Here is a 20494-nt window from a genome sequence, read left to right as displayed (position 1 = left end):
ATCTTAACTCTTTCTAATCGACCCTATGCCTGAATTGCCGGAAGTCGAAACAACCCGACGCGGTATCGAGGCTGCTATTGGCGGCGTCGAGTTGAGCGGGGCGGTGGTACGCGACGGGCGGTTGCGCTGGCCGGTGCCGCCGGCATTGAATGAGCTGGTGGCGGGACGGCGCATCGCCGGAATCAGGCGTCGGGCGAAATACCTGTTGTTCGACCTGGAATATGGCCATTTGATCCTGCACCTCGGTATGTCGGGCAGTTTGCGGGTATTGGCGGCCGATGTGCCGCCCGCCAAGCATGACCATATCGACCTGCTGATTGATCTGCCGGAACCCCGGGTATTGCGTTATCGTGATCCGCGTCGGTTTGGCGCCGTGTTATGGCAGCCTGGCGAGGCGTTCGCGCATCCCTTGCTGGCAAATCTCGGGCCGGAGCCCTTGGAGGCGGATTTCTCCGCCAAGTATCTGAAGGCCGCACTGGAAGGCAAGCAGGTCGCCATCAAGTTGGCCCTGATGGACAACCATATCGTGGTCGGCGTTGGCAATATTTACGCTAATGAGGCCTTGTTCCGCGCCGGCATCCGGCCGGATCGGCCGGCCGGTAAGCTGAGTCTGGCCGATTGCGAACGCTTGGTGCGGGTGGTGGTCGAGACACTGACCGAAGCGATCGCGGCCGGTGGGAGCACCTTGCGGGATTTCGTCGACAGCGAAGGCCGGCCGGGCTATTTCCAGCAAGGCTATTTTGTTTATGGCCGTGAAGAACAACCGTGTTTGCGTTGCGGTAGTCCCGTGCGGCATGCCCGCCTGGGGCAGCGCGCCACGTTTTGGTGCGTGGATTGCCAGCCGCGTTGAATAAGTGGCGTGATGCCACTATCGGGGCGCGGATGCATGAATCCCGCTGCGCGGTATGTCAATGCCGATGACCGCGCTTGCGCGACCGCGCCCCGCGTTATTTAATGACAATGAACTTTATATCGTCAAAACATGCGCCTGCAGACGGAACGCTGCGCCGCGCGAAGGGAATTAGGATGTCGCACGATAATCTGGTAGCCAATTTCGAAGCCTACAGCGAATGGCGCGGTAATCTGATTCAGCGTCTGGGCGAATTGCAGCGCTGGCTTTCCGAGCAGGATCTCAATGATGCGCAAACCAATATGCGCATCCAGCACCTGATCGACAAGCTGCGCGAGGACAAACTGAACATCGCCTTCGTCGCCGAATTTTCGCGCGGCAAGTCGGAGCTGATAAACGCGATCTTCTTCGCGGAATATAAACAGCGCCTGCTGCCTTCGTCGGCCGGGCGTACCACGATGTGTCCGACCGAGCTGCAATATGAGGCGTCGCGACCGAATTGCATCCAGCTGTTGCCAATTGAAACGCGCGCCAGCGACACCACCACTTCCGAATATCGGCGCTACCCCGAAGAGTGGACGACCGTTTCGCTCGATATCGACTCGGGCGAGGCCATGCTGGCTGCATTTCAGCAAGTGGGCCAGAAAAAATGGGTAAGCGTCGACGAAGCTAAAAAGCTGGGGCTATTCGACGAAGCGGATCCCGACCATAAACTCTCGGTGCAGGCCGGTAAGATCGAAATTCCATGTTGGCGCCATGCGGTAATCAACTTCCCGCATCCGCTGCTGAAGCAAGGCTTGGTGATTCTGGATACCCCTGGTCTCAATGCCATCGGTACCGAACCTGAGTTGACCCTCAATCTTCTGCCCAATGCCCACGCCATCCTGTTTATTTTGGCGGCCGATACCGGCGTGACCAAGACCGATATCGATGTATGGCGCAATCATATCGGCAAGGCGCAAGGGGGCAGCGCGGGCGTATTGCCGTCCTGAACAAAATCGACGGCTTGTGGGACAGCCTCAAGAGCGAAGCCGAGATAAATGCGGAGATCGACAAGCAGGTCAAGACCAGCGCCGAATTGCTGGGTATAAAGAGTAGCCAGGTATTTCCGGTGTCGGCCCAGAAAGGCCTGGTCGGCAAGATCAATGACGATGACGAGCTGTTGGAAAAAAGCCGTCTCAAATTGCTTGAACGTGCGCTCTCGGAAGACCTGATTCCCTTTAAGCAGGAAATCGTCCGCGATAATACCCAGACCGAAGTGGAAGACCTGGTCCTGGCCACCCGCGGCATTCTTGGCGCCCGCCGCGACGGCGTCAGGGAGCAACTGGATGAGCTGACCGCCTTGCGGGGCAAGAACCGCGACGTGATCGAGCATATGCTGGACAAGATCCAGGAAGAGAAAAGCCACTTCGAACGCGGCATGCAACGCTTCCAGGCCTTGCGGAGCGTGTTCTCGCAGCAGACCAACGTGCTGTTCGGCTACCTGGGCATGGACGGCCTGAAGAACCGGATTACCAAGATACGCATGGAAATGGATGCTTCCAGCCTATCGTCCGGCCTTACCGGTGCTATGCAGAAATTCTTTAAGGATGTGAACGGCAACATAACCAAGTCCGCCGAGCAAGTTGCCGAAATCCAGGCCATGATGGCCGGCATGTACAAGAAATTCAGCGACGAGCATGGCCTGGGCGCCGTCACTCCGCCGCCATTTTCCACGCTGAAATACCACAAGGAAATTGCCCGGCTGGAGAAGAGTTTCCACGAGCATTTCAATACCGTGGGCGCTATCCTCACCACCTCGCAAAACAAGTTGATCAAAAAATTCCTGGAAACCATCGCCAGCCGTGTCGTATATGTTTACGACGTTGCCAATCGCGATGCCGAGAATTGGCTAAAGGCCGTGATGGCGCCGATGGAGACGCAGGTGCGCGAGCACCAGATCCAGCTTCGCCGGCGTTTGGAAAGTGTGAAGCGCATACACAAGGCCACCGACACGCTGGAGGACAGGATTGAAGAATTGAGCGAGATCGACGCGGTAATTCAGCAACAATTGACTGAATTGGATGTGCGCCTGAAACGGGCTTATGAGGCCCTCAATGACGCCATGAAGCCGGCGGCACGGCACGTCGCGTAAAATAAGCATTTATATACCAATGACATATCGCCGCCTTGTGCGGCGATTTTATTGATAAGTGGGTTGATTGATTGTTTAGACCGCTGCATAATAAATGCGAGTCTTCCGACCAAAAAACGCGTAAGTAATAGGAGAAATGAAAATGGTGGAATTGTCCGGCCTGACCTTGCCCCAGCTATATCAACTGCTGAAAGACCTGGAGCGCGAGATTTCCCGCCGCAAGGTCGAAGACAAGCACAAGGCGATTGCCGACCTGCAAAAGCTGGCCGCCGAGCGTGGCTTCAGCCTGACCGAATTGCTCGGCGCCGAAGCGCCCAGCAAGCGCGGTGGCAAGCGTGGTCCTGTCGCTGCGCAATTCAAGAACCCAGCCAATCCGGAGCAAACCTGGAGCGGCCGTGGCCGTAAGCCACAGTGGGTTGCCGATCACCTGGCCAAGGGTGGCGATATCGATTCGCTGCGCGTATAAGCCAGCTGCATCGCTTATAAAAAAGGAAGCTTCGGCTTCCTTTTTTATTGTTTGTAAACCATCCAAAGCAGGGCGGGTGGACTTGTTTCGACATGTCTGCACAAGCTGGCGTCCAGCCGCTTGCGCAGTGCCGCACTGTCTCCGCCGCCTCCCGGCATGCGACGGATCGACGGCAAATATTTCCAGCCATCGGCGCCGTGATAAGCTTGCCCGCCATGCGCTGGCAATTGCCGATCTCCTATCTCGCTCGTGATACCGTGCCGTCCTGGCTGGGGCGGCATTTTCTGTTCGCTTGGCATGCGGTCATCCTGGTTACCAGCTGGTATCCATTCAGCGGTTGGCGCTATACCGGCGAGCCGATATTCGCTTTTTTCGGCTATCCGCTGCCTTATTATCATACCGCCTCGGACAACACCCTCAATCTGCTGGCCTATATGCCGCTGGGCTACGCCTGGGCGCTATTTTTCCGCTGCCGCTGGTACGCCCCGCTCCTGGCTTTGGCGCTGGGGGGCTGCTGTCGGGCTCGGTCGAGTTCGTACAGCAATTCCTGCCGGGGCGTGTCGCCTCCAATCTCGATCTGCTGTACAACACCGCCGGCAGTCTTGGCGGCGCCTTGCTGGCTGGGCTATCCACCAAATTGCTGATCGTGCGTGGCTGGCATGTCCGGCGGCAGCGCTGGTTTCGCGAAGGGCCGCTGACCGATTTCGGACTGACGCTGATGGTGTTGTGGCTACTGACGCAGTTGAACCCGGCCGTCCCGCTGTTCGGGGTGGTCGTGCAGCCGGTAGGCCTGCCGCAGCCGTGGGTATCGCCCATCAGCAATGCATTGCTGTTCCTGCGAGCCTTGGAAGGCGTGGGAGTGATGCTCAGCGTCACAGCGGTGGGTCTGCTGGTGACTACCCTGCTGGCGCAGCGGCGCAATGCCGTGCTGGCCATTTTTGGGCTGGTATTGACCGCTTTGCTGTTGAAGGTGCTGTTCGCCGGCGCTTTGCTTAAACCGACGGAATTCCTCGCCTGGTTCAATTTGAACGTGTTGGCGGGCGCCTTGCTGGCGTGGGGGCTGCTGGCGGTGCTGGTGCGTCTGCAGCGGCGCTGGCAAGCCCGTATGGCCCTGCTCTGCCTGGGCATGGCGCAATTGGTGGAAGCATTGTGGCCGCTGACAGCCCAACCGGTCGGCATGGCCAGCCTGTTCAAATGGTCCTATGGCCACCTGCGTGATTTCAGCGGCCTGACCCAGACCATGTCGGAAGCTTGGCCTTGGTTGGCGGCAGCCTACCTGTTCTGGTTGATGGTGCTGGACTGGCGGCAGGCTCGCCATTCGGTAGTGCTGCCTTAGCGGACCTGCAATGCAATGGTGGGATTGGTGAATTTCTCGCCACGCTGCAATTTTTCCAGCATGGCCGGGTCATGCCACTCGGCGCGGCACTGATCGGAGAAGACGACTTCTTCCAGCTTGATGTCACCCATGCGCGGGTTATAGGCATCCTCGCGGAAACACTGCGCATACCCCGTTTCGGTTTCGTGGGCGATCACCGAGTGCAGCGTTACATCCTGTTCGCCGTTGGCCATCCGGGTATTGGCCAGGATGGCGTCGATCAGCACGAAGAATAGCCGGGAGAACTGTTCGGCGGATGGCGAGACCGGCATGGCGATCCAGCGCTGCGAATAGCGTTTGGCCCAGGCGATATAGTCGGCTTCGTCGCGATCCCAAAAGCAGATGGCATGGTCGAAGGCGTCGATAACGTCGCGTATCGTGCCCTTCATCAGGCCGAAGTCGTAAACCATCTGGCCATGGTCCAGCGCATTGGCCTGCAGCAGTACTTCCACTTTGTAACTATGGCCGTGGATCGAGTGCCGGCAACGATCGCTGCTGCAATTGCGGACGATATGGGCATTTTCGAACTTGAACAGCTTGCGGATCAGCATGGGTGTTACCAAGGGAGGAATGGCGCAATTGTGCCATCCGCCCAAAAAAAAGCCACGCACAAGGCGTGGCGTAATAACTACCGATGGAGTGAGACAAGCCAAACAAACCGCACTTGCCGGTGCGGGTACCACGCGTGGAACATTTAGAAAGCGGAAATCACGGCGCCCTTGTACTTGTCGGCGATGAATTTCTTGACCTCGGGCGAGGTCAGCGCCAGCGCCAGTTTCTTCACGACGGGGGCGGCCTGGTTGTCGCTACGGGTGACCAGGTAGTTGGCGTAAGGCGAGTGGGCATCTTCGATAAAGAGCGCATCGCGGGTGGGCACCAGTTTGGCTTCCAGCGCGTAATTGGTGTTGATCAGCGCCAGGTCAACCTGGTCCAGGATGCGCGGCAAGGTGGCCGCTTCCAGTTCCTTGAACTTCAGCTTCTTCGGATTGGCGCTGATGTCCTTGACGCTTGAAAGGATATTGCTTGGATCCTTCAACTTGATCACGCCGTGCTTGGCCAAAAGCACCAGGGCGCGGCCGGCATTGGATGCCTCGTTGGGGATGGCTACCACGGCGCCTTCCTGTAGCTCGGCAGCCTTCTTGACCTTGCGCGAGTAGGCGCCGAACGGTTCGACGTGGACCGCCACATTGGCTACCAGGCCGGTACCGCGGTTTTTATTGAATTCGCTCAAATAAGGCTTGGTCTGGAAGTAGTTCGCATCGACCTGCTTTTCCGCCAACTGCACATTGGGTTGGACATAGTCGGTGAACACTTTCACGTTCAGTTCCACCCCTTGCTTGGCCAAGGCCGGCTTGATGAATTCCAGGATTTCGGCATGGGGCAGGGCGGTGGCCGCGACGGTCAATTTTTCGGCGTGTGCGATTAATGCGACTGCACTGGTGGCAACGATCAAGAGCGAGTTCAGCAGTTTCATGGTTTGGTCCTCGGGCAGTGGGATTCAAATAGGTTTGGGGAAGCAGGAATAGGGGGCTCAGCGTCGATGCGCGATGCGGCGTACCAGCCAATCGCCGGCCATCTGCAGAAGCTGGACCAATACCAGCAGCGCCAGTACGGTGATGGCCATGACCTCGGTCTGGAAGCGTTGATAGCCGTAACGGATGGCCAGGTCGCCCAGGCCGCCGCCACCGATCACACCGGACATCGCGGTATAGGAAACCAGCGTAACGGCGGTTACCGTCGCGGCGGCCAGCAGGCCTGGCAGGGCTTCGGGCAATAGCGCGCGGGTCACGATCTGCCAGATATCGGCGCCCATGGCCTGGCTAGCCTCGACAATGCCGTGATCCACTTCGCGCAGCGCCGCTTCCACCAGGCGGGCAAAAAAGGGCGCCGCCCCCACCACCAGTGGCGGGATCGCGCCGGCCACCCCGATGGAGGTGCCGACCAGCTTGACCGTCAAGGGGATAAGCACGATCAGGAGAATGACAAAAGGGAGCGAGCGCAGTACGTTCACCAGGAAGGAGAGCAGGGCGTAGACCTTGCCGTTGGCCAGCAATTGGCGCGGCCCGGCCAGGAACAGCAGCACGCCGAGCGGCAAGCCGAGCGCCAGGGTAAAGCCCAGCGAAACGCCCAGCATGGTCAGGGTATCCAGCGTGGCCAGGCCGATATCGGTCCAATCGATCAGGCTCCAGTCGAAATCCTTGTTCATGCCGTCAACTCCTCGACGTGCACGCCGCGGGCTTCGAATGCGCGGCGGGCCCGTACGGCATTGCCGTCGAAGCCTATGATCAACTGGCCGTATGGACGGTCCTTGATGCGCCCGATACTGCCTTGCAGGATATTGATGGGCGCATCCAGTTGCTGGCCCACGTCGGCAATGATCGGTTCGTAGGTGGCGCCATCCAGGAAGGTGAGGCGCAACAGCCGGGTACTCGTCGCGCCCTGCTTCCCCAGCGTCGGCAGCGGCGTGTAAGCGCCTTCGGCAACGATGCGCCGGGTGGCATGGTGGCGAGGATGGAGAAAGACCTCGGCGACGGGGCCGCTTTCGACAATGGCACCGTCGTCGATCACCGCCACGCGGTCGCAAATTGCCCTTACCACCGCCATCTCGTGGGTGATCAGGACGATGGTCAAGCCCAGTCGCCGATTGATATCAAGCAGGAGTTGCAAGACGGTAAGCGTCGTTTCCGGGTCCAGCGCCGAGGTGGCTTCATCGCATAGCAACAGCTGCGGTTGGGTGGCCAGCGCGCGGGCAATGCCGACCCGCTGCTTCTGCCCGCCGGAAAGCTGGCTGGGAAACTGCTCGCGCTGTTCGGTCAGGCCGACCAGTTCAAGTAGTTCATTGACCCGTGCCTCGATGTCCGCTTTGGTATGACCGCCGGCCAGCTCCAGGGGGAAGCGCACGTTGCCGGCCACGTTGCGATGGCTGAGCAGATTGAAATGCTGGAACACCATGCCGATACGGCGGCGCAGGGCGCGCAGGCCGGCCGCATCCAGGGTGGTGATTTCCTCGCCGGCGATTCGGATGGAGCCGGAATCCGGCCGTTCCAATAAGTTCAGGCTGCGCAGCAGACTGCTCTTACCGGCACCGGAGCGGCCGATGATGCCGAAAATCTGGCCTTGGGGAATCTGCAGATTGATATCGCGCAGGGCGTGGACGCTGCGGCCCTCGGCGCGATAAGTCTTGGAAAGGTGTTGTAACGCGATCACAGCTTGCCCGCTTTTAGTCAGAAAAAACGCCGGTGACTTGGCTCTGAGCGGACTTTAGCGAAGATTGTTATTCCAATAAAATACTAAAAAAGTAATATTTTCTTATTTTTGGTTATTAGAAATCAGCCAGCCGCGCCGCTTGGCATGGCGGGGCAGATGCGCCAGCGCCGGCAAGGCCAAATCCACCATGAAGCCATGTCTAGCCCGCCTGCCTAGCCAGACCGTGCGAATGCCCAGTTTGCGGGCGGTGACCAGATTGGCGTGGGTATCTTCGACCATGATGCAGCGGCTGGGATCCAGCCGATAGCGCTTCAGCAGCTGGCGGTAGCCGATCGCTTCAGGTTTGGGTCGCAGCCTCGTATGTTCGACGGCGATAACACCGTCGAACAGATGGGCAATGCCCAGGCCGCGCAATACCGCCAAGGCATAGGCTTGCGGCCCGTTGGTGAACAGGATCTTGCGGCCGGGAAGCCGGCGCAGCATGGCTTGCATGCCGCGCATCGGGAGCAGTTGCCTCAGCAGATGGGGGAAGTGATGGGTCTCGCTAAGGAAATGGGCCGCATCCACCCCGTCATGGCGCAGCAGGCCGGCCAGGGTAGTGCCATAGCGCTGCCAGTAGTGCAGACGCAAGCTATCCGCCTGCTCTTCGCTCATATCCAGATGGGTCGCCATATAACGCGTCATCAGGCGATTCATCTCGGGGAAGATGAAAGGCTCGGCATCGTGCAGCGTATTGTCCAGGTCAAAAATCCAGGTAACCATCTATCAACTTGTCTTTTGTTCGGACCGGGGCGGCGGTGTCGGGGCTGGACGCGCGGGCGGCGATGCGCTCAGTTCCCCCAGGTCGTACCAGCCGTCATACAGCCAGACCTTGTCGCGGCGTGCTTCGACCAGGCTGATGCGACCCGCCGGCAAGGCCTTGGGGCTGCCCGTCAGGGCTTGCGGGCCACAGCCGAACTGATCCATGCAAAGCCAGGCCTTGCCGCCTGGATAGCTGGCATTCAGGCTGACGGTACGGCCATGTTCCGCCAGCAGCGCCCCCATGGGCGGTGCACCGGTATAACTGTTTAGCTCGGCCCGATTGGCATGGACGTTGCCCACCAGGGCCAGCACCCGAAGTTTACGGCTGGCCTGCGTGGTGGCCAGCATACGCGCATAGCCGAGAGCGCCACCATCGGCGAAAGCCAGCAGATCGACGGGCTTGCCGCTTTGGCGCAGTTGGCGCACACGTTCTATCAGTTTCAGCATGGCTTCGCTGCTGCGGCCATCCGCCCATTTGCTGCTATCCCAGTGAGGTCCGTCCAATAGGGCCTGGCGGGCCGCCGCGTCGCCGCGCGACCGCAGGTAGGCATCCAGTCTGGCCTGTTCGGCCGGGGGATTTCCAATCCCAGCAAGAGCCCCTTGCCGTCTTCCAAAAGATTGCAGGCCAGTTCGCCGGCGAAGGCCGGCGATTGCTCGGTACCATGCATTTCGCCCAGCAACAGGAAATCCGCTTTCAAGGCGTGCAGCGGCTGGATATCCAGCTGCTGGCAGGCCGCCTGGCACAGTGTGCTGCTGCCCAGTACAGCGGCTAGCAGCAAGGGGGACAACTTCATGGCTACTCCAGGGAAGTAAAAGCACTCAGCCGGCGCAAGGCCGGCTGAGTGGGTTGCGTAGACCGAGTCAACTGTGGATATAGTGTTCCAGCTGCTCGATCAGGAATTGCTGTTCGGCGAGCTGTTCGCGCACCAGGTCGGTAATGGAAAGTACCCCCAGGACGGTGGTGCCGTCCATGACCGGCAAATGGCGGAAGCGCTTTTCCGACATGATGGCCATGCACTGATCCACGGTATGGGTGGGCTTGGCGAACATGACCCGCTTGGTCATGATATCGAGAATGGGCGTACCGGCCGAGGTCTTGCCCTGCAAAACCACTTTGCGGGCGTAATCGCGCTCGGAAAAAATGCCCACCAGGGCATCGCCCTCCATGACCAGCACCGCGCCGATATCCTTCTCGGCCATCAGCTGCAGCGCTTGATAGACAGTGGCATTGGGGGGTACCGAGAAAATGGCTTGGCGAGACTTTTCCTGCAGAAGCTGACGGGCGGTTTTCATGCTGCACTCTCTCCGTTCGCAATGGTCATCATAAAAATAATAGAGCAGCGCCCGCTTCGCGCAAGACCGGCGGCTCCACGTAGTGTGCGGCCGGCCCATCGAATCGCCTAGTCTTCCCGGGTGATCATGGTGCCCACGCCGTGGTCGGTGAGCACTTCGAGCAACAGGGCGTGCTTTACCCGGCCATCGATGATGTGCACGGCGTTCACGCCCCGGACGGCGGCTTCCAGCGCCGATGCGATCTTGGGAATCATGCCGCCGGAGATCGTTCCATCCGCGATCAGTTGCTCGACGATGGAGGGGGTAAGACCCGTGAGCAGCTTGCCTTCCTTATCCAGTACACCGGACGTGTTGGTCATCAGGATCAGCTTTTCCGCATCCAGTACCTCGGCCAGCCGGCCGGCCACCAGATCCGCGTTGATATTGAACGCTTCGCCTTGCTGGCCGACACCGACAGGCGCGATCACCGGGATAAAGTCGCGGGTGTCGAGCAGGGCGACCAGCTCGGGGTCGATGCTATCGACCTCGCCCACCTGGCCGATATCGATCTGTTCCTGCCCGCTCGCATCCTTCAGATACATCTTGCGGGCACGAATAAAGTGGCCGTCCTTACCGGTCAGGCCGACCGCGCGGCCGCCATGCTGATTGATCAGCGACACGATTTCCTTGTTCACCAGGCCGCCCAGCACCATTTCGACGATTTCCATCGTTTCGCTGTCGGTGACCCGCATGCCCTGAACAAACTCGCCCTGCTTGCCGATCTTGGCCAGCAACTCATTGATCTGCGGACCGCCGCCATGCACCACCACCGGGTTCATGCCCACCAGCTTCAGCAGCACCACGTCGCGGGCGAAACCTTCCTTCAGCTCCGGATCGATCATGGCGTTGCCGCCGTACTTGATCACGATGGTCTTGCCGAAGAAGCGGCGGATATAGGGCATGGCTTCCGCCAGGATGGAGGCCTTGTCGGCCGCCGTCTGGGCGGAAATGGGTTCAACGGCGGGCATGCGGTGTCCTTTTGTGTTGGGTTGGAGCGGTTCCGATAGGGGATTTTAGCGTGAAAGACCGTGCCGGCACGCCTTAGTGCAGACAGCGAGTACTTCGGGTCTTGTATCCGCGCCGTTCATCGGCCAGGACCCTGGCACGCTTGCCCGAATACGCTGGGCAGCGTAAATTAGGAAAATAAATAAACATTCATTTACTATGGTTGTCATGAAATCCACCAAGCCCCCCAGCGATCCGGCAGCGTGTTGCGCCGTTCTCGATACCGTGGCGCGCTGGACGCGCCGCAAGGATGCCCGGCCGGGCGAGATACTCGATGCCGCGCTCGATCTGTTCGTGGCGCGTGGTTTTGCCGCAACCAAGGTTGAAGATATTGCGCGGGCTGCCGGTGTGACCGCCGGCACCATCTACCGCTATTTCGCCAATAAGGAAGAAATTCTCAAGGCCGTGATCCGCGAGTCCTTCGCGCCCGCCTTGCTGGAAGGTGAAGCGCTGCTGGCCAATTTCGAGGGCTCGGCAGCCGAGTTGCTGACCCAGGTGATACGCACCTGGTGGCAACTCAATGGCGCCACCCGGCTATCCGGCATCCCCAAGCTGATGATCGCCGAATCCAATAACTTTCCCGAGCTGGCGCGCTTTCACCGCGAAGAGGTGATTGCCCGAGGTGAAGCGCTGATCGGTCGCGCCCTCCAGTACGGCATCGACCGGGGCGAGTTCCGGCCGCAGCCGGTCGAACTGGCCGTCAAGGTGGTGACCGCGCCGGTGGTGATGGCCATGGTCTGGAAGCACACCGACGTATGTGGCAACGATGGCATCGATCTGGATCGCTACCTCGACATCGTTATCGAAACCCTGATCCATGGCCTGGGCGTACGCCCCGGCACGAATTCGTAAAAACGGAGAACCTCTGATGTTGAAACGAAACCTGGCCTTGTTGTTGGCCATCGGCAGCGCGCTGGCCGCTTGCGGTAAGACCGAGGCAAAGTACGAGGATGTGCGTCCGGTGCGGACCACGGTAGTTCAGCCCACCGGCATTGCCACCGGCGCCAGCTATTCCGGCGAAGTGCGCGCCCGCCGCGAAAGCCAGCTGGCTTTCCGCCTTCCTGGCCAGGTGCTTGAGCGCTACGTCGAGCTGGGCCAATCGGTCAAGGCCGGTCAAGCCTTGTTGCGCCTGGACGCGCGTGACGTGGTGCTGCAGCAGGCCACCGCCAAGAGCCAGTTCGACAAGGCCAGGATGGATTTTGACCGGGCACAGCAGCTGCGTGCGCAAGGCTTTGTCAGCCAGGCCCAGGTGGATCAGGCCAAGGTTGTATTCGATGCGGCCAAATCGCAGTTCAGCCTGAGCGCCAACCAGGGTGGCTATACCCTATTGAAAGCCGAGCGCGCGGGTATCGTGACCGCCTTGACCGCCGAGGTCGGCCAGGTCGTGGCGGCCGGTACGCCGGTGATCAAGGTGGCCGAGGATGGCGAGCGGGAGGTCGTGGTCAGCGTACCCGAATCGCGGGTCGAGGAACTGCGCAAGGCCAGTGACCTGAGCGTGGTGCTGTGGGCCACGCCGGGCAAGCGCTACCAGGCAAAATTGCGCGAGATGGCGCCGGATACCGATCCGATTACCCGCACCTATGCCGCCCGTATCACCTTGCAAAATCCGGATGAGGCCGTGCGGCTGGGTATGACCGCCAATGTCCTGCTGCCCGGCGAGCAAGGCCACGCCGGATTTACGCTGCCCCTGACCGCCATCTATGACCAGGATGGTCAGCCCAAGGTCTGGGTGGTGGATGGCAAGACCAGCCGTGTTGCCGCCCGTCCGGTGCAATTGGCCGGTGTGCGCAATGATGTGGTGCTGGTGGCCGGCGGCTTGAAGGCCGGGGAAACCGTGGTGACCGCCGGGGCTCACCTGCTGCACGCCAACCAGGCTGTCCGGCTCGCCGCCAGCCAGCTTAATCGCCAATAAGCCCGGAGAGGACACCTTATGCGTGGCGTCAATCTGTCCGAATGGGCACTCAAGCACCAGCAACTGGTGCTGTACTTTATCGTGGTCTTTATGCTGGCCGGGGTGTTTTCCTATACCCGGCTGGGCCAGAAGGAAGACCCCGAATTCACCTTCAAGGCCATGATCATCCAGGCCTATTGGCCGGGCGCCTCGGCGCGCGATATGGAACTGCAGGTCACCGACAAGATGGAGAAAAAACTCCAGGAGATGGCGGAGATCGAGTTTGTACGCAGCTATTCCAAGGCCGGCGAAAACCAGCTGATGATCAACCTGAAGGAAGGCGTGCCGCCCAAGGATGTGGCCGGCATCTGGTACCAGGTCCGCAAGAAGATCGGCGATATGCGCCATACCTTGCCCGCCGGCGTGCAGGGCCCGTTCTTCAACGATGAGTTCGGCGATACCTTCGGCAATCTGTATGCCTTTACCAGCGACGGCTTCAGCTATGCCGAACTGAAGAAATACGTCGATGCGGCCCGCGCCGAACTGCTGCATGTGCCCGATGTGAACAAGATCGACTATATGGGCGTGCAGGACGAGAAGATCTATGTCGAAACCTCCAATGCCAAGCTCGCCTCGCTGGGACTCGATCCGCAACTGGTGTTCCAGACGCTGCAGGCCACCAATGCGGTGGTGCCGGCCGGTACGGTGGAGTCGGGCAGCGAACGGGTAGCCTTGCGGGTAACGGGTGAGTTCGACTCGATCGAAGCGATTCGCAATATCGGCATCCGCGCCAATAACCGGACTTTCCGGCTGGGCGACGTGGCGAATGTCTATCGCGGCTATTCCGACCCGACCCTGGCCAAGCTGCGCTTCAACGGCCAGGAAGCCATCGGCCTGGCCATCAGCATGCGCAAGGGCGGCGACGTGATCCAGCTGGGCAAAAAGTTGAATGAAAGCCTGGCGCGCCTGCGGGCCGAACTGCCGGTCGGCGTGGAGATCCATGCGATTTCCGACCAGCCCAAGGTGGTCGGCGATTCCATCCATGAGTTCATCAAGAGCCTGATGGAAGCGGTGGTCATCGTGCTGGCCGTATCGTTTATCTCGCTGGGACTCCGTACCGGCCTGGTGGTGGCGCTGTCCATCCCGCTGGTGCTGGCCATGACCTTTCTCACCATGTACGCCTTCGGCCTGGATCTGCAGCGTATTTCGCTGGGCGCGCTGATCATCTCGCTGGGCTTGCTGGTGGACGATGCCATCATCGCGGTGGAAATGATGGCGCTGAAGCTGGAGCAGGGCTGGGACAGGCTGCGGGCGGCTACCTATGCCTATACCACCACGGCCTTCCCGATGTTGACGGGCACGCTGATCACCGCCGCCGGCTTCCTGCCGGTGGGACTGGCCAAGTCCAATGCCGGCGAATACACGGTATCGATCTTCCAGGTGGTAGGTATTTCCCTGATCCTTAGCTGGGTGGTCGCGGTGGTGTTTACCCCCTATCTCGGCTTCAAGCTGCTGCCGGAAAGCAAGCACCACGGCGACGAGCATGCCGTTTACCAGAAACCTTTCTATGCCCGCTTCCGCCGCTTGGTGAATGCCTGCCTGAAATATCGCAAGACCGTCATCGTGGTGACGCTGCTGGCCTTTGTCGTGTCGGTCGGCCTGTTCAAGTTCGTGCCCAAGCAGTTCTTCCCCGCGTCCAACCGGCCGGAGCTGATGGTGGACGTCTGGCTGCCGCAGGCTTCCACCTATGCGCAGACCGAAAGCCAGATCAAGGCCTTGGAGGCCAAGCTGAAGGGCGACCCGAATATCGAAAGCGTCACCAGCTATGTCGGTAACGGCAGTCCGCGCTTCTATCTGCCGCTGGAACAACAGCTGCCCAATCTGAACTTCGGTCAATTGATGGTCATGACCAAGAACGAACATGTGCGCGATGCCGTGTTCGACAAGATCCAGAAGCTGTTCGACACCGATTTTCCGCTGGTGCGCGGCCGGGTAACCCGTTTGGAAAACGGTCCGCCGGTTGGCTATCCGGTGCAGTTCCGGGTGGCCGGTCCCGACCACGTCAAGCTCAAGGGCATTGCCGAACAGGTTGCCACCCTGATGCGCGGCAACGCCCATGTGCGCCACGTGAACACCGATTGGAGCGAGCGGGTCAAGGTAATGCGGCTGGAAGTGGACCAGGACAAGGCACGCGCCCTCGGCATCACCTCGCAACAGCTGTCGATCGCGCTGCAGACCTCCATGACCGGTATCACCGTGACGCAGTACCGCGAGCATGATCGGACCATCGATGTGGTGGCGCGTTTGGATGTGCCCGAACGTACCGACCTCAACAATCTGAAGGACGCCAAGATCTATCTGCACAACGGCAAGTACGTGCCGGTTAGCCAGGTCGCGCGCCTCAAGCTCGAAAGCGAGGAAAGCATCGTCTGGCGGCGTAACCGCATGCCGACCATCTCGGTTCGCGCCGACGTGTCGGGCGCGCAGGCGCCGGATGTCACCATGAGCCTATGGCCCGAAATGAAGAAGCTGAACGATAGCCTGCCCATCGGCTACAGCATCGAGATCGGCGGCTCGCAGGAATCCAGCGTGAAGGGACAGAGCTCCATCATGGCGGTGATGCCATTGATGCTGTTGGCGGTGATGACGCTGTTGATGTTCCAGTTGCAGAGCATCAGCAAAATGATCCTGGTACTGCTTACCGCCCCCTTGGGCATGATAGGTGTGGCCGCCACGCTGCTGTTGTTCCAGGTGCCGTTCGGTTTTGTCGCCCAATTGGGGGTGATCGCGCTGGCCGGCATGATCATGCGCAATTCGGTGATTCTGGTCGATCAAATCGATCAACATACGGCCGAAGGGGAACATCCTTGGCATGCCATCGTCGAATCGGCGGTTCGACGTTTCCGGCCCATCATGCTGACCGCTGCCGCGGCCATCCTGGCCATGGTGCCGTTGACCCGTTCCACCTTCTGGGGGCCCATGGCCTGGGCCATCATGGGCGGCTTGTTCGTGGCTACCCTGCTGACGCTGCTATTCCTGCCGGCGCTATATGCAGCCTGGTACGGCGTGAAAAAACCGCTGGATGTTGCCTGACGGCCCCGGAAATGACTTATTATTCAGCAATTAACCCTAGTAGAATACCGAACGGTATGTTTAAACAACTCGTTCAATCCAGAGGATCAACGATGAAGCGCTACGCAATCCGCGCCCTGACCGCCGCAGTCCTGCTGGCCACCGGCACATCCGCCGTGGCAGCCGACCTGATGCAGGTCTATCAGGAAGCCAAGAAATACGACGCCACCTTTGCCGCGGCCGAGGCCGAATTGCGCGCCGGCCAGGAAAAATCCAGCCAGGCGACCGCCCTGTGGTTGCCCAAGGTCCAGGTCGAAGCCGGCTACAACCGTGCCAGCAGCGAGAAGACCTACGGCGAATCCAATCCGGCCGCCGGCGTGGTCGACGGTAAGCGTAGCGGTAATCAATACAGCTATAGCGTCAGCGCCAGCCAGCCTATCTACCGTGCCGAATACAGTGCCGGCGCCAGCCAGCTCAGCGAGCAGGCCCGTCTCGCCGAAGTCAGCTTCAGCGCCGCCAAGCAGGATCTGATCCTGCGGGTCGCGCAAGCCTATTTCGATGTGCTGTACTCGCAAGACAGCCTGGAATTCGCTCGCGCCCAGAAGGACGCGGTGTCGCAACAGCTGGCCCAGGCCAAGAAGCAGTTCGAGGTGGGCGTGGCGACCATCACCGATACGCATGAGGCGCAGGCCAAGTATGACGGTATCGTCGCGGCCGAAATCGCCGCCTTGAACGATCTGGCCGTCAAGCAGAACGCCTTCCTGCAGCTGACCGGCGTACCCGCCGACAAGCTGGTGGCCTTGCCGCCGAAGATGGTGGCAACGCCGCCGATGCCTGCCGACATGAACGAATGGGTCAAGATGGCGGAGCAGAAGAGCTTGTCCATCGACGCCCAGCGTGGCGCCCTGGCTATCGCCGAAGCCGAGATCGATAAATACCGCCTGCTGCGCCAGCCCACCCTGGACCTGGTGGCCAAGTACGGCGACGAATACAGCCGTGGCGGTCTGGCGGCCATCGGCGGTACCGACAAGACCCGTTCCACGGCCATCGGCGTGCAGCTGAATATCCCGATCTTCACCGGCGGCCACACCAGCTCCAAGCTGCGCGAGTCCATCGCGCTGCGCGAGCAGGCCCAGCACAAGCTGGAGGCTGCCCGCCGCGATGCCGCCCAGAATACCAAGCAGGCTTTCCTGGGCGTGCAATCGGGCGCGGCCCAGATCAAGGCGCTGGAACAAGCCCTGGTGTCGTCGCAAAGCTCGCTGGATTCGACCAAGCTGGGACGCGAAGTCGGTGTGCGTACCACCCTGGATCTGTTGAATGCGCAGCAGCAGTATTTCTCGACCAAGCGTGACCTGGCCCAGGCCCGCTACGGCTATCTGCTGAATCAGCTGAAGCTTTCCGCCGCGGTGGGTGAGCTGGCCGAGAAAAATCTGGATAGCGTCAATTCCCAATTAATTCATTGATTCGATAGCAAAAAGACCGCCATTCGTGGCGGTCTTGTCGAAAAATCAGTGCATCCTGATGATTCCGGGCTTCCGTTCCGGCTGATTTAGGGCTATTATGCGCATCTTTCGACGGCACTGCGGTCTTGACGACGCGATGTGGTTCGAAGCCCAGGTGGCGGAATTGGTAGACGCACTAGGTTCAGGTCCTAGCGATCGCAAGGTCGTGGAAGTTCGAGTCTTCTCTTGGGCACCAAAACAGCAAGGATGGTGTGGGTTCCGGCAATCGGATATCCAGGCCTTCCAAAACAGAAACCCAGCCTTGTGCTGGGTTTTTGCATTTCAGCTCGTCGACGCAAATCCCAAAGACCCGCGAGAAAGTGAACAGCGGGATCGTCGAGGCTTTCCCTAGCGTTGCCGGAAAATCCAGCAAAGCCGAGCACTGCAAGGCGGTTGGATCATCTGGGTCGCGCTGGTGACCGCCTATGCGCTCGCTGCCTGACAACTCCCATTTGCCTCGGGAGTAAAGTCATGTCGATTCTTACGTCCTTGGAACGAAGCCCTCTCGCCAGACTGGTCGCCGCACAATCGATTTCCCGCCGCAACTTCCGTCTTACCACACCCCTGGACCCGAAGGCGCTGATCTTCCGTAGCCTGGACGGCTTCGAAGCGCTGGGCCAGCTGGGCCAATACCGGTTGGTGGCGCTGTCGCTCCGTGCCGACCTGGCCCTGGACAAGGTGCTCGGGCATCCCGTCACCATCAGCACCGATATCGCCCAGGGCGAGGTTCGGCATCTCAATCTCCATGTCAGCGAGATCAGCCTGGCCGGCCGCGAGGGCGAGTACTACCGCTATGAGGCCACCTTGCGGCCCTGGCTGTGGTTCCTGTCGCGCACCGTCGATTGCCGGGTGTTCCAGCATCAGGACGCTCTGGATATTATCCGCGCCGTCCTTGCCGACCACGCCAACGCCAAGTTTGTCGTCCGTACCAGCCATAGCTACGTCCCATTCGATTACTGCGTGCAGTACCGCGAGTCGGACTACAACTTCGTGGCGCGGCTGTGCGAGCAGGAAGGCATCTACTTCTGGTTCGAACACGCCGAAGGCGCGCACACGCTGATCCTGGCCGATGCCCTGTCCGCCCACAAGCCGGCGCCCGGCTATGCCAAGGTGCCGTTCGAGCAGGGCGGCGGCGATGGCGGCATGACCACCGACCGCGAGCATCTGGAACACTGGCATTACAGCAAGTCGGTCCAGCCGGTGAACTTCGTACTGACCGATTACGACTTCGAAAAGCCCCGCTCCGATCTGACCGTACGGTCCAAGATCGACCGCAACCACGGCGAAGCGCACCACGAAGTGTTCGACTACCCGGGCGAATACGTCGACCCGGGCCTGGGCGAGCACTACGCCCGCATTCGCCTGGACGAAGCGCAGGCCCGCCAGGAAACCGCCACCGGCCAAGGTACCGTGCGCGGCCTGCCGGTCGGTTCGTTGTTCACCCTGTTCGACCACCCGCGCGCCGACCAGAACCGTGAATACCTGGTGACCAGCGCGCATCTGAGCTGGGCGGAAGCTTCCTACCAGTCGGGTGCAGGCGAATGGGTCGCCAGCTGCCAGATCGATGCGCTGCCCAGCGCGCTGCCGTTCCGGCCGGCCCGCAGCACGCCGCGCCCCTTTGTGCAGGGTCCGCAGACGGCGGTGGTGGTGGGTCCGGCGGGCGAAGAAATCTTCTGCGACGAATACGGCCGCGTCAAAGTGCAGTTCCACTGGGACCGCCGTGGCGGCCGCAACCAGCACAGCTCCTGCTGGGTCCGTTCCTCGCAACCGTGGGCCGGGCAGAATTTCGGGGCGATGTCGCTGCCGCGTATCGGCCAGGAGGTGGTGGTGTCCTTTCTGGAAGGGGATCCCGACCAGCCGCTGATCACCGGCCGGGTCTACAACGCCGGCCAGATGCCGCCGTGGGACTTGCCGGCCAACAAGACCCAGTCCGGCATCCTGACCCGCTCGACCCAGGGTGGCGCGTACGACCACGCCAATGCGATCCGCTTCGAAGACAAGAAGGGCGCGGAAGAACTGTGGCTGCATGCCGAGAAGGACCAGCGCATCGAAGTCGAGAACGACGAGAGCCACTGGGTAGGGCACGACCGCAAGAAGACGGTGGACCACGACGAGACGGTACTGGTGAAGCACGACCGGACCGAGACGGTGGACAACGATGAAACCATCACGGTGCACAACAACCGCAAGGAGCGGGTGGACCACAACGAGACCATCTCGATCGGCGACAACCGCAGCGAGGACGTGGGCAAGAACGAGACCGTCAGCATAGGCGACAACCGGCGTGAATCGGTTGGCAAGAATGAGACGTGGGTGGTCGGGGAAAATAGGGACCGTCAGGTAGGGCAGGATGAAACCCTGCGTATTGGACGGAACCAGACCATCAATATTGCCGAGTCGCGCCGGAAATCCGTCGGCAAAAACGAGCAGGACACGATAGCCAGGAACTGGTCCATCAGGGTCGGCAAGGTAAAGACCGAAACCATTGCCAAGGGCTATATGCAAAACGTAGGGCTCAGCCGGATGGAAACGGTAGGGGTGGCTTATAGCCTGAATGTGGGGTTGATGATGGATACGCGGGTGGGTGCCTCGCGCAATGACCGCATCGGTAAAACCCTTACGATCAATGCCGGTGAAAAGATCGAATTGGTCTGCGGCAAATCTCGGCTGGTCATGACCAACGAGGATATACGGCTGGAAAGCAAGACGATCCATCTTGCCGCCAGTAGCACGATCCATATCGACGGTCCGGACGATGTGCTGCTGAACACGACGGCCGCGCCGCCGCCCGTACCGCCATCCGCAGCCGCGCCAGCTCCGGTTGAGTTCTTGAAGGCGTAGTTTGAAGGATTGCGCTGC

At 60.3% G+C, this 20494-nt stretch carries 20 protein-coding genes, 1 tRNA gene and 1 pseudogene; 12 read left to right on the top strand and 10 right to left on the bottom strand.

The features are described 5' to 3' along the window. The first annotated feature begins 25 nt into the window (after window positions 1-25). From mutM to FNU76_RS08675, 6 genes are all read left to right on the top strand, one after another. Window positions 26-850 (top strand): bifunctional DNA-formamidopyrimidine glycosylase/DNA-(apurinic or apyrimidinic site) lyase, encoded by an 825-nt coding sequence (gene mutM, locus FNU76_RS08695; protein WP_144277829.1) that lies wholly within the window; start codon window positions 26-28, stop codon window positions 848-850. A gap of 176 nt (window positions 851-1026) precedes the next feature. Continuing rightward, window positions 1027-1842 carry a dynamin family protein gene (locus tag FNU76_RS24500; protein WP_223879271.1) on the top strand — a complete coding sequence of 272 codons (816 nt, stop codon included), beginning with the start codon at window positions 1027-1029 and terminating at the stop codon, window positions 1840-1842. Then, window positions 1785-2984 (top strand): P-loop NTPase family protein, encoded by a 1200-nt coding sequence (locus FNU76_RS24495; RefSeq protein WP_223879270.1) that lies wholly within the window; start codon window positions 1785-1787, stop codon window positions 2982-2984. Before FNU76_RS24500 ends, FNU76_RS24495 begins: the two co-directional genes overlap by 58 nt. 142 nt (window positions 2985-3126) lie before the next feature. After that, window positions 3127-3450 carry an H-NS histone family protein gene (locus FNU76_RS08685; protein ID WP_223879269.1) on the top strand — a complete coding sequence of 108 codons (324 nt, stop codon included), beginning with the start codon at window positions 3127-3129 and terminating at the stop codon, window positions 3448-3450. 197 nt (window positions 3451-3647) lie between these two features. Further along, complete coding sequence (locus tag FNU76_RS08680) at window positions 3648-4094, top strand: VanZ family protein (RefSeq protein WP_144277828.1); 447 nt, start codon at window positions 3648-3650, stop codon at window positions 4092-4094. After that, entirely contained in the window at window positions 4064-4786 is a 723-nt protein-coding gene (locus FNU76_RS08675) for a hypothetical protein (RefSeq protein ID WP_144277827.1), read from the top strand. Before FNU76_RS08680 ends, FNU76_RS08675 begins: the two co-directional genes overlap by 31 nt. Here the strand turns inward: FNU76_RS08675 and FNU76_RS08670 are convergent. From FNU76_RS08670 to argB, 10 genes and pseudogenes are all read right to left on the bottom strand, one after another. Further along, entirely contained in the window at window positions 4783-5376 is a 594-nt protein-coding gene (locus FNU76_RS08670; protein ID WP_144277826.1) for a 6-pyruvoyl trahydropterin synthase family protein, read from the bottom strand. The genes FNU76_RS08675 and FNU76_RS08670 overlap by 4 nt on opposite strands. Window positions 5377-5519: 143 nt before the next feature. Next, on the bottom strand, window positions 5520-6299 hold the full coding sequence (locus FNU76_RS08665; protein WP_144277825.1) for a MetQ/NlpA family ABC transporter substrate-binding protein: 780 nt from the start codon (window positions 6297-6299) through the stop codon (window positions 5520-5522). A gap of 57 nt (window positions 6300-6356) precedes the next feature. Beyond that, on the bottom strand, window positions 6357-7031 hold the full coding sequence (locus tag FNU76_RS08660) for a methionine ABC transporter permease (protein ID WP_144277824.1): 675 nt from the start codon (window positions 7029-7031) through the stop codon (window positions 6357-6359). Then, entirely contained in the window at window positions 7028-7243 is a 216-nt protein-coding gene (locus tag FNU76_RS25395) for an NIL domain-containing protein (protein ID WP_444542085.1), read from the bottom strand. The genes FNU76_RS08660 and FNU76_RS25395 overlap by 4 nt, the downstream gene beginning before the upstream one ends. A 57-nt stretch (window positions 7244-7300) precedes the next feature. Continuing rightward, window positions 7301-8032: pseudogene (locus tag FNU76_RS08655) on the bottom strand (methionine ABC transporter ATP-binding protein); the annotation flags it as partial. 102 nt (window positions 8033-8134) lie between these two features. Beyond that, window positions 8135-8794 (bottom strand): pyrimidine 5'-nucleotidase, encoded by a 660-nt coding sequence (locus FNU76_RS08650; protein ID WP_144277822.1) that lies wholly within the window; start codon window positions 8792-8794, stop codon window positions 8135-8137. A gap of 3 nt (window positions 8795-8797) precedes the next feature. Then, the gene (locus FNU76_RS08645) at window positions 8798-9280 is read right to left on the bottom strand and encodes a hypothetical protein (RefSeq protein ID WP_144277821.1); all 483 of its coding nucleotides are present in this window, start codon (window positions 9278-9280) and stop codon (window positions 8798-8800) included. Beyond that, window positions 9274-9627, bottom strand: coding sequence for a hypothetical protein (locus tag FNU76_RS08640; protein WP_144277820.1), 354 nt, complete (start codon window positions 9625-9627; stop codon window positions 9274-9276). Before FNU76_RS08640 ends, FNU76_RS08645 begins: the two co-directional genes overlap by 7 nt. Before the next feature lie 67 nt (window positions 9628-9694). After that, window positions 9695-10126 carry a CBS domain-containing protein gene (locus FNU76_RS08635; protein WP_144277819.1) on the bottom strand — a complete coding sequence of 144 codons (432 nt, stop codon included), beginning with the start codon at window positions 10124-10126 and terminating at the stop codon, window positions 9695-9697. A gap of 107 nt (window positions 10127-10233) precedes the next feature. Beyond that, on the bottom strand, window positions 10234-11133 hold the full coding sequence (gene argB, locus FNU76_RS08630; RefSeq protein WP_144277818.1) for an acetylglutamate kinase: 900 nt from the start codon (window positions 11131-11133) through the stop codon (window positions 10234-10236). A 205-nt stretch (window positions 11134-11338) separates the two neighbouring features. Between argB and FNU76_RS08625 the strand changes: the two genes are divergently transcribed. The 6 genes from FNU76_RS08625 to FNU76_RS08600 all read left to right on the top strand — a co-directional run bounded on the left by FNU76_RS08625 (window position 11339) and on the right by FNU76_RS08600 (window position 20476). After that, window positions 11339-12022 carry a TetR/AcrR family transcriptional regulator gene (locus FNU76_RS08625; RefSeq protein WP_144277817.1) on the top strand — a complete coding sequence of 228 codons (684 nt, stop codon included), beginning with the start codon at window positions 11339-11341 and terminating at the stop codon, window positions 12020-12022. Between the two features lie 16 nt (window positions 12023-12038). Beyond that, window positions 12039-13082, top strand: coding sequence for an efflux RND transporter periplasmic adaptor subunit (locus tag FNU76_RS08620; RefSeq protein ID WP_144277816.1), 1044 nt, complete (start codon window positions 12039-12041; stop codon window positions 13080-13082). A gap of 18 nt (window positions 13083-13100) precedes the next feature. After that, entirely contained in the window at window positions 13101-16154 is a 3054-nt protein-coding gene (locus tag FNU76_RS08615) for an efflux RND transporter permease subunit (protein ID WP_144277815.1), read from the top strand. Between the two features lie 92 nt (window positions 16155-16246). After that, entirely contained in the window at window positions 16247-17596 is a 1350-nt protein-coding gene (locus tag FNU76_RS08610) for a TolC family outer membrane protein (protein WP_223879268.1), read from the top strand. Between the two features lie 148 nt (window positions 17597-17744). After that, window positions 17745-17831: transfer RNA gene (locus tag FNU76_RS08605), tRNA-Leu, on the top strand. A gap of 275 nt (window positions 17832-18106) precedes the next feature. Beyond that, on the top strand, window positions 18107-20476 hold the full coding sequence (locus FNU76_RS08600; RefSeq protein ID WP_144277813.1) for a type VI secretion system Vgr family protein: 2370 nt from the start codon (window positions 18107-18109) through the stop codon (window positions 20474-20476). The last annotated feature ends 18 nt before the right edge of the window (window positions 20477-20494 follow it).

Source organism: Chitinimonas arctica (assembly GCF_007431345.1).
GTDB classification, from domain to species: domain Bacteria; phylum Pseudomonadota; class Gammaproteobacteria; order Burkholderiales; family Chitinimonadaceae; genus Chitinimonas; species Chitinimonas arctica.
The sequence above is the reverse complement of the archived record's forward strand: the minus strand, read 5'-3'. Positions and strand labels throughout refer to the sequence as shown.

Bases quoted from the DNA above. Each gene is read 5' to 3' on its own strand.
- FNU76_RS08620 (WP_144277816.1), top strand. From the start codon at position 12,039: ATGTTGAAACGAAACCTGGCCTTGTTGTTGGCCATCGGCAGCGCGCTG.
- FNU76_RS08645 (WP_144277821.1), bottom strand. From the start codon at position 9,280: ATGCTGAAACTGATAGAACGTGTGCGCCAACTGCGCCAAAGCGGCAAG.
- FNU76_RS08660 (WP_144277824.1), bottom strand. From the start codon at position 7,031: ATGAACAAGGATTTCGACTGGAGCCTGATCGATTGGACCGATATCGGC.
- FNU76_RS08625 (WP_144277817.1), top strand. From the start codon at position 11,339: ATGAAATCCACCAAGCCCCCCAGCGATCCGGCAGCGTGTTGCGCCGTT.
- FNU76_RS08650 (WP_144277822.1), bottom strand. From the start codon at position 8,794: ATGGTTACCTGGATTTTTGACCTGGACAATACGCTGCACGATGCCGAG.
- mutM (WP_144277829.1), top strand. From the start codon at position 26: ATGCCTGAATTGCCGGAAGTCGAAACAACCCGACGCGGTATCGAGGCT.
- FNU76_RS24500 (WP_223879271.1), top strand. From the start codon at position 1,027: ATGTCGCACGATAATCTGGTAGCCAATTTCGAAGCCTACAGCGAATGG.
- FNU76_RS08600 (WP_144277813.1), top strand. From the start codon at position 18,107: ATGTCGATTCTTACGTCCTTGGAACGAAGCCCTCTCGCCAGACTGGTC.
- FNU76_RS08615 (WP_144277815.1), top strand. From the start codon at position 13,101: ATGCGTGGCGTCAATCTGTCCGAATGGGCACTCAAGCACCAGCAACTG.
- argB (WP_144277818.1), bottom strand. From the start codon at position 11,133: ATGCCCGCCGTTGAACCCATTTCCGCCCAGACGGCGGCCGACAAGGCC.
- FNU76_RS08670 (WP_144277826.1), bottom strand. From the start codon at position 5,376: ATGCTGATCCGCAAGCTGTTCAAGTTCGAAAATGCCCATATCGTCCGC.
- FNU76_RS24495 (WP_223879270.1), top strand. From the start codon at position 1,785: ATGGCGCAATCATATCGGCAAGGCGCAAGGGGGCAGCGCGGGCGTATT.
- FNU76_RS08665 (WP_144277825.1), bottom strand. From the start codon at position 6,299: ATGAAACTGCTGAACTCGCTCTTGATCGTTGCCACCAGTGCAGTCGCA.
- FNU76_RS08610 (WP_223879268.1), top strand. From the start codon at position 16,247: ATGAAGCGCTACGCAATCCGCGCCCTGACCGCCGCAGTCCTGCTGGCC.
- FNU76_RS08635 (WP_144277819.1), bottom strand. From the start codon at position 10,126: ATGAAAACCGCCCGTCAGCTTCTGCAGGAAAAGTCTCGCCAAGCCATT.
- FNU76_RS08640 (WP_144277820.1), bottom strand. From the start codon at position 9,627: ATGAAGTTGTCCCCCTTGCTGCTAGCCGCTGTACTGGGCAGCAGCACA.
- FNU76_RS08685 (WP_223879269.1), top strand. From the start codon at position 3,127: ATGGTGGAATTGTCCGGCCTGACCTTGCCCCAGCTATATCAACTGCTG.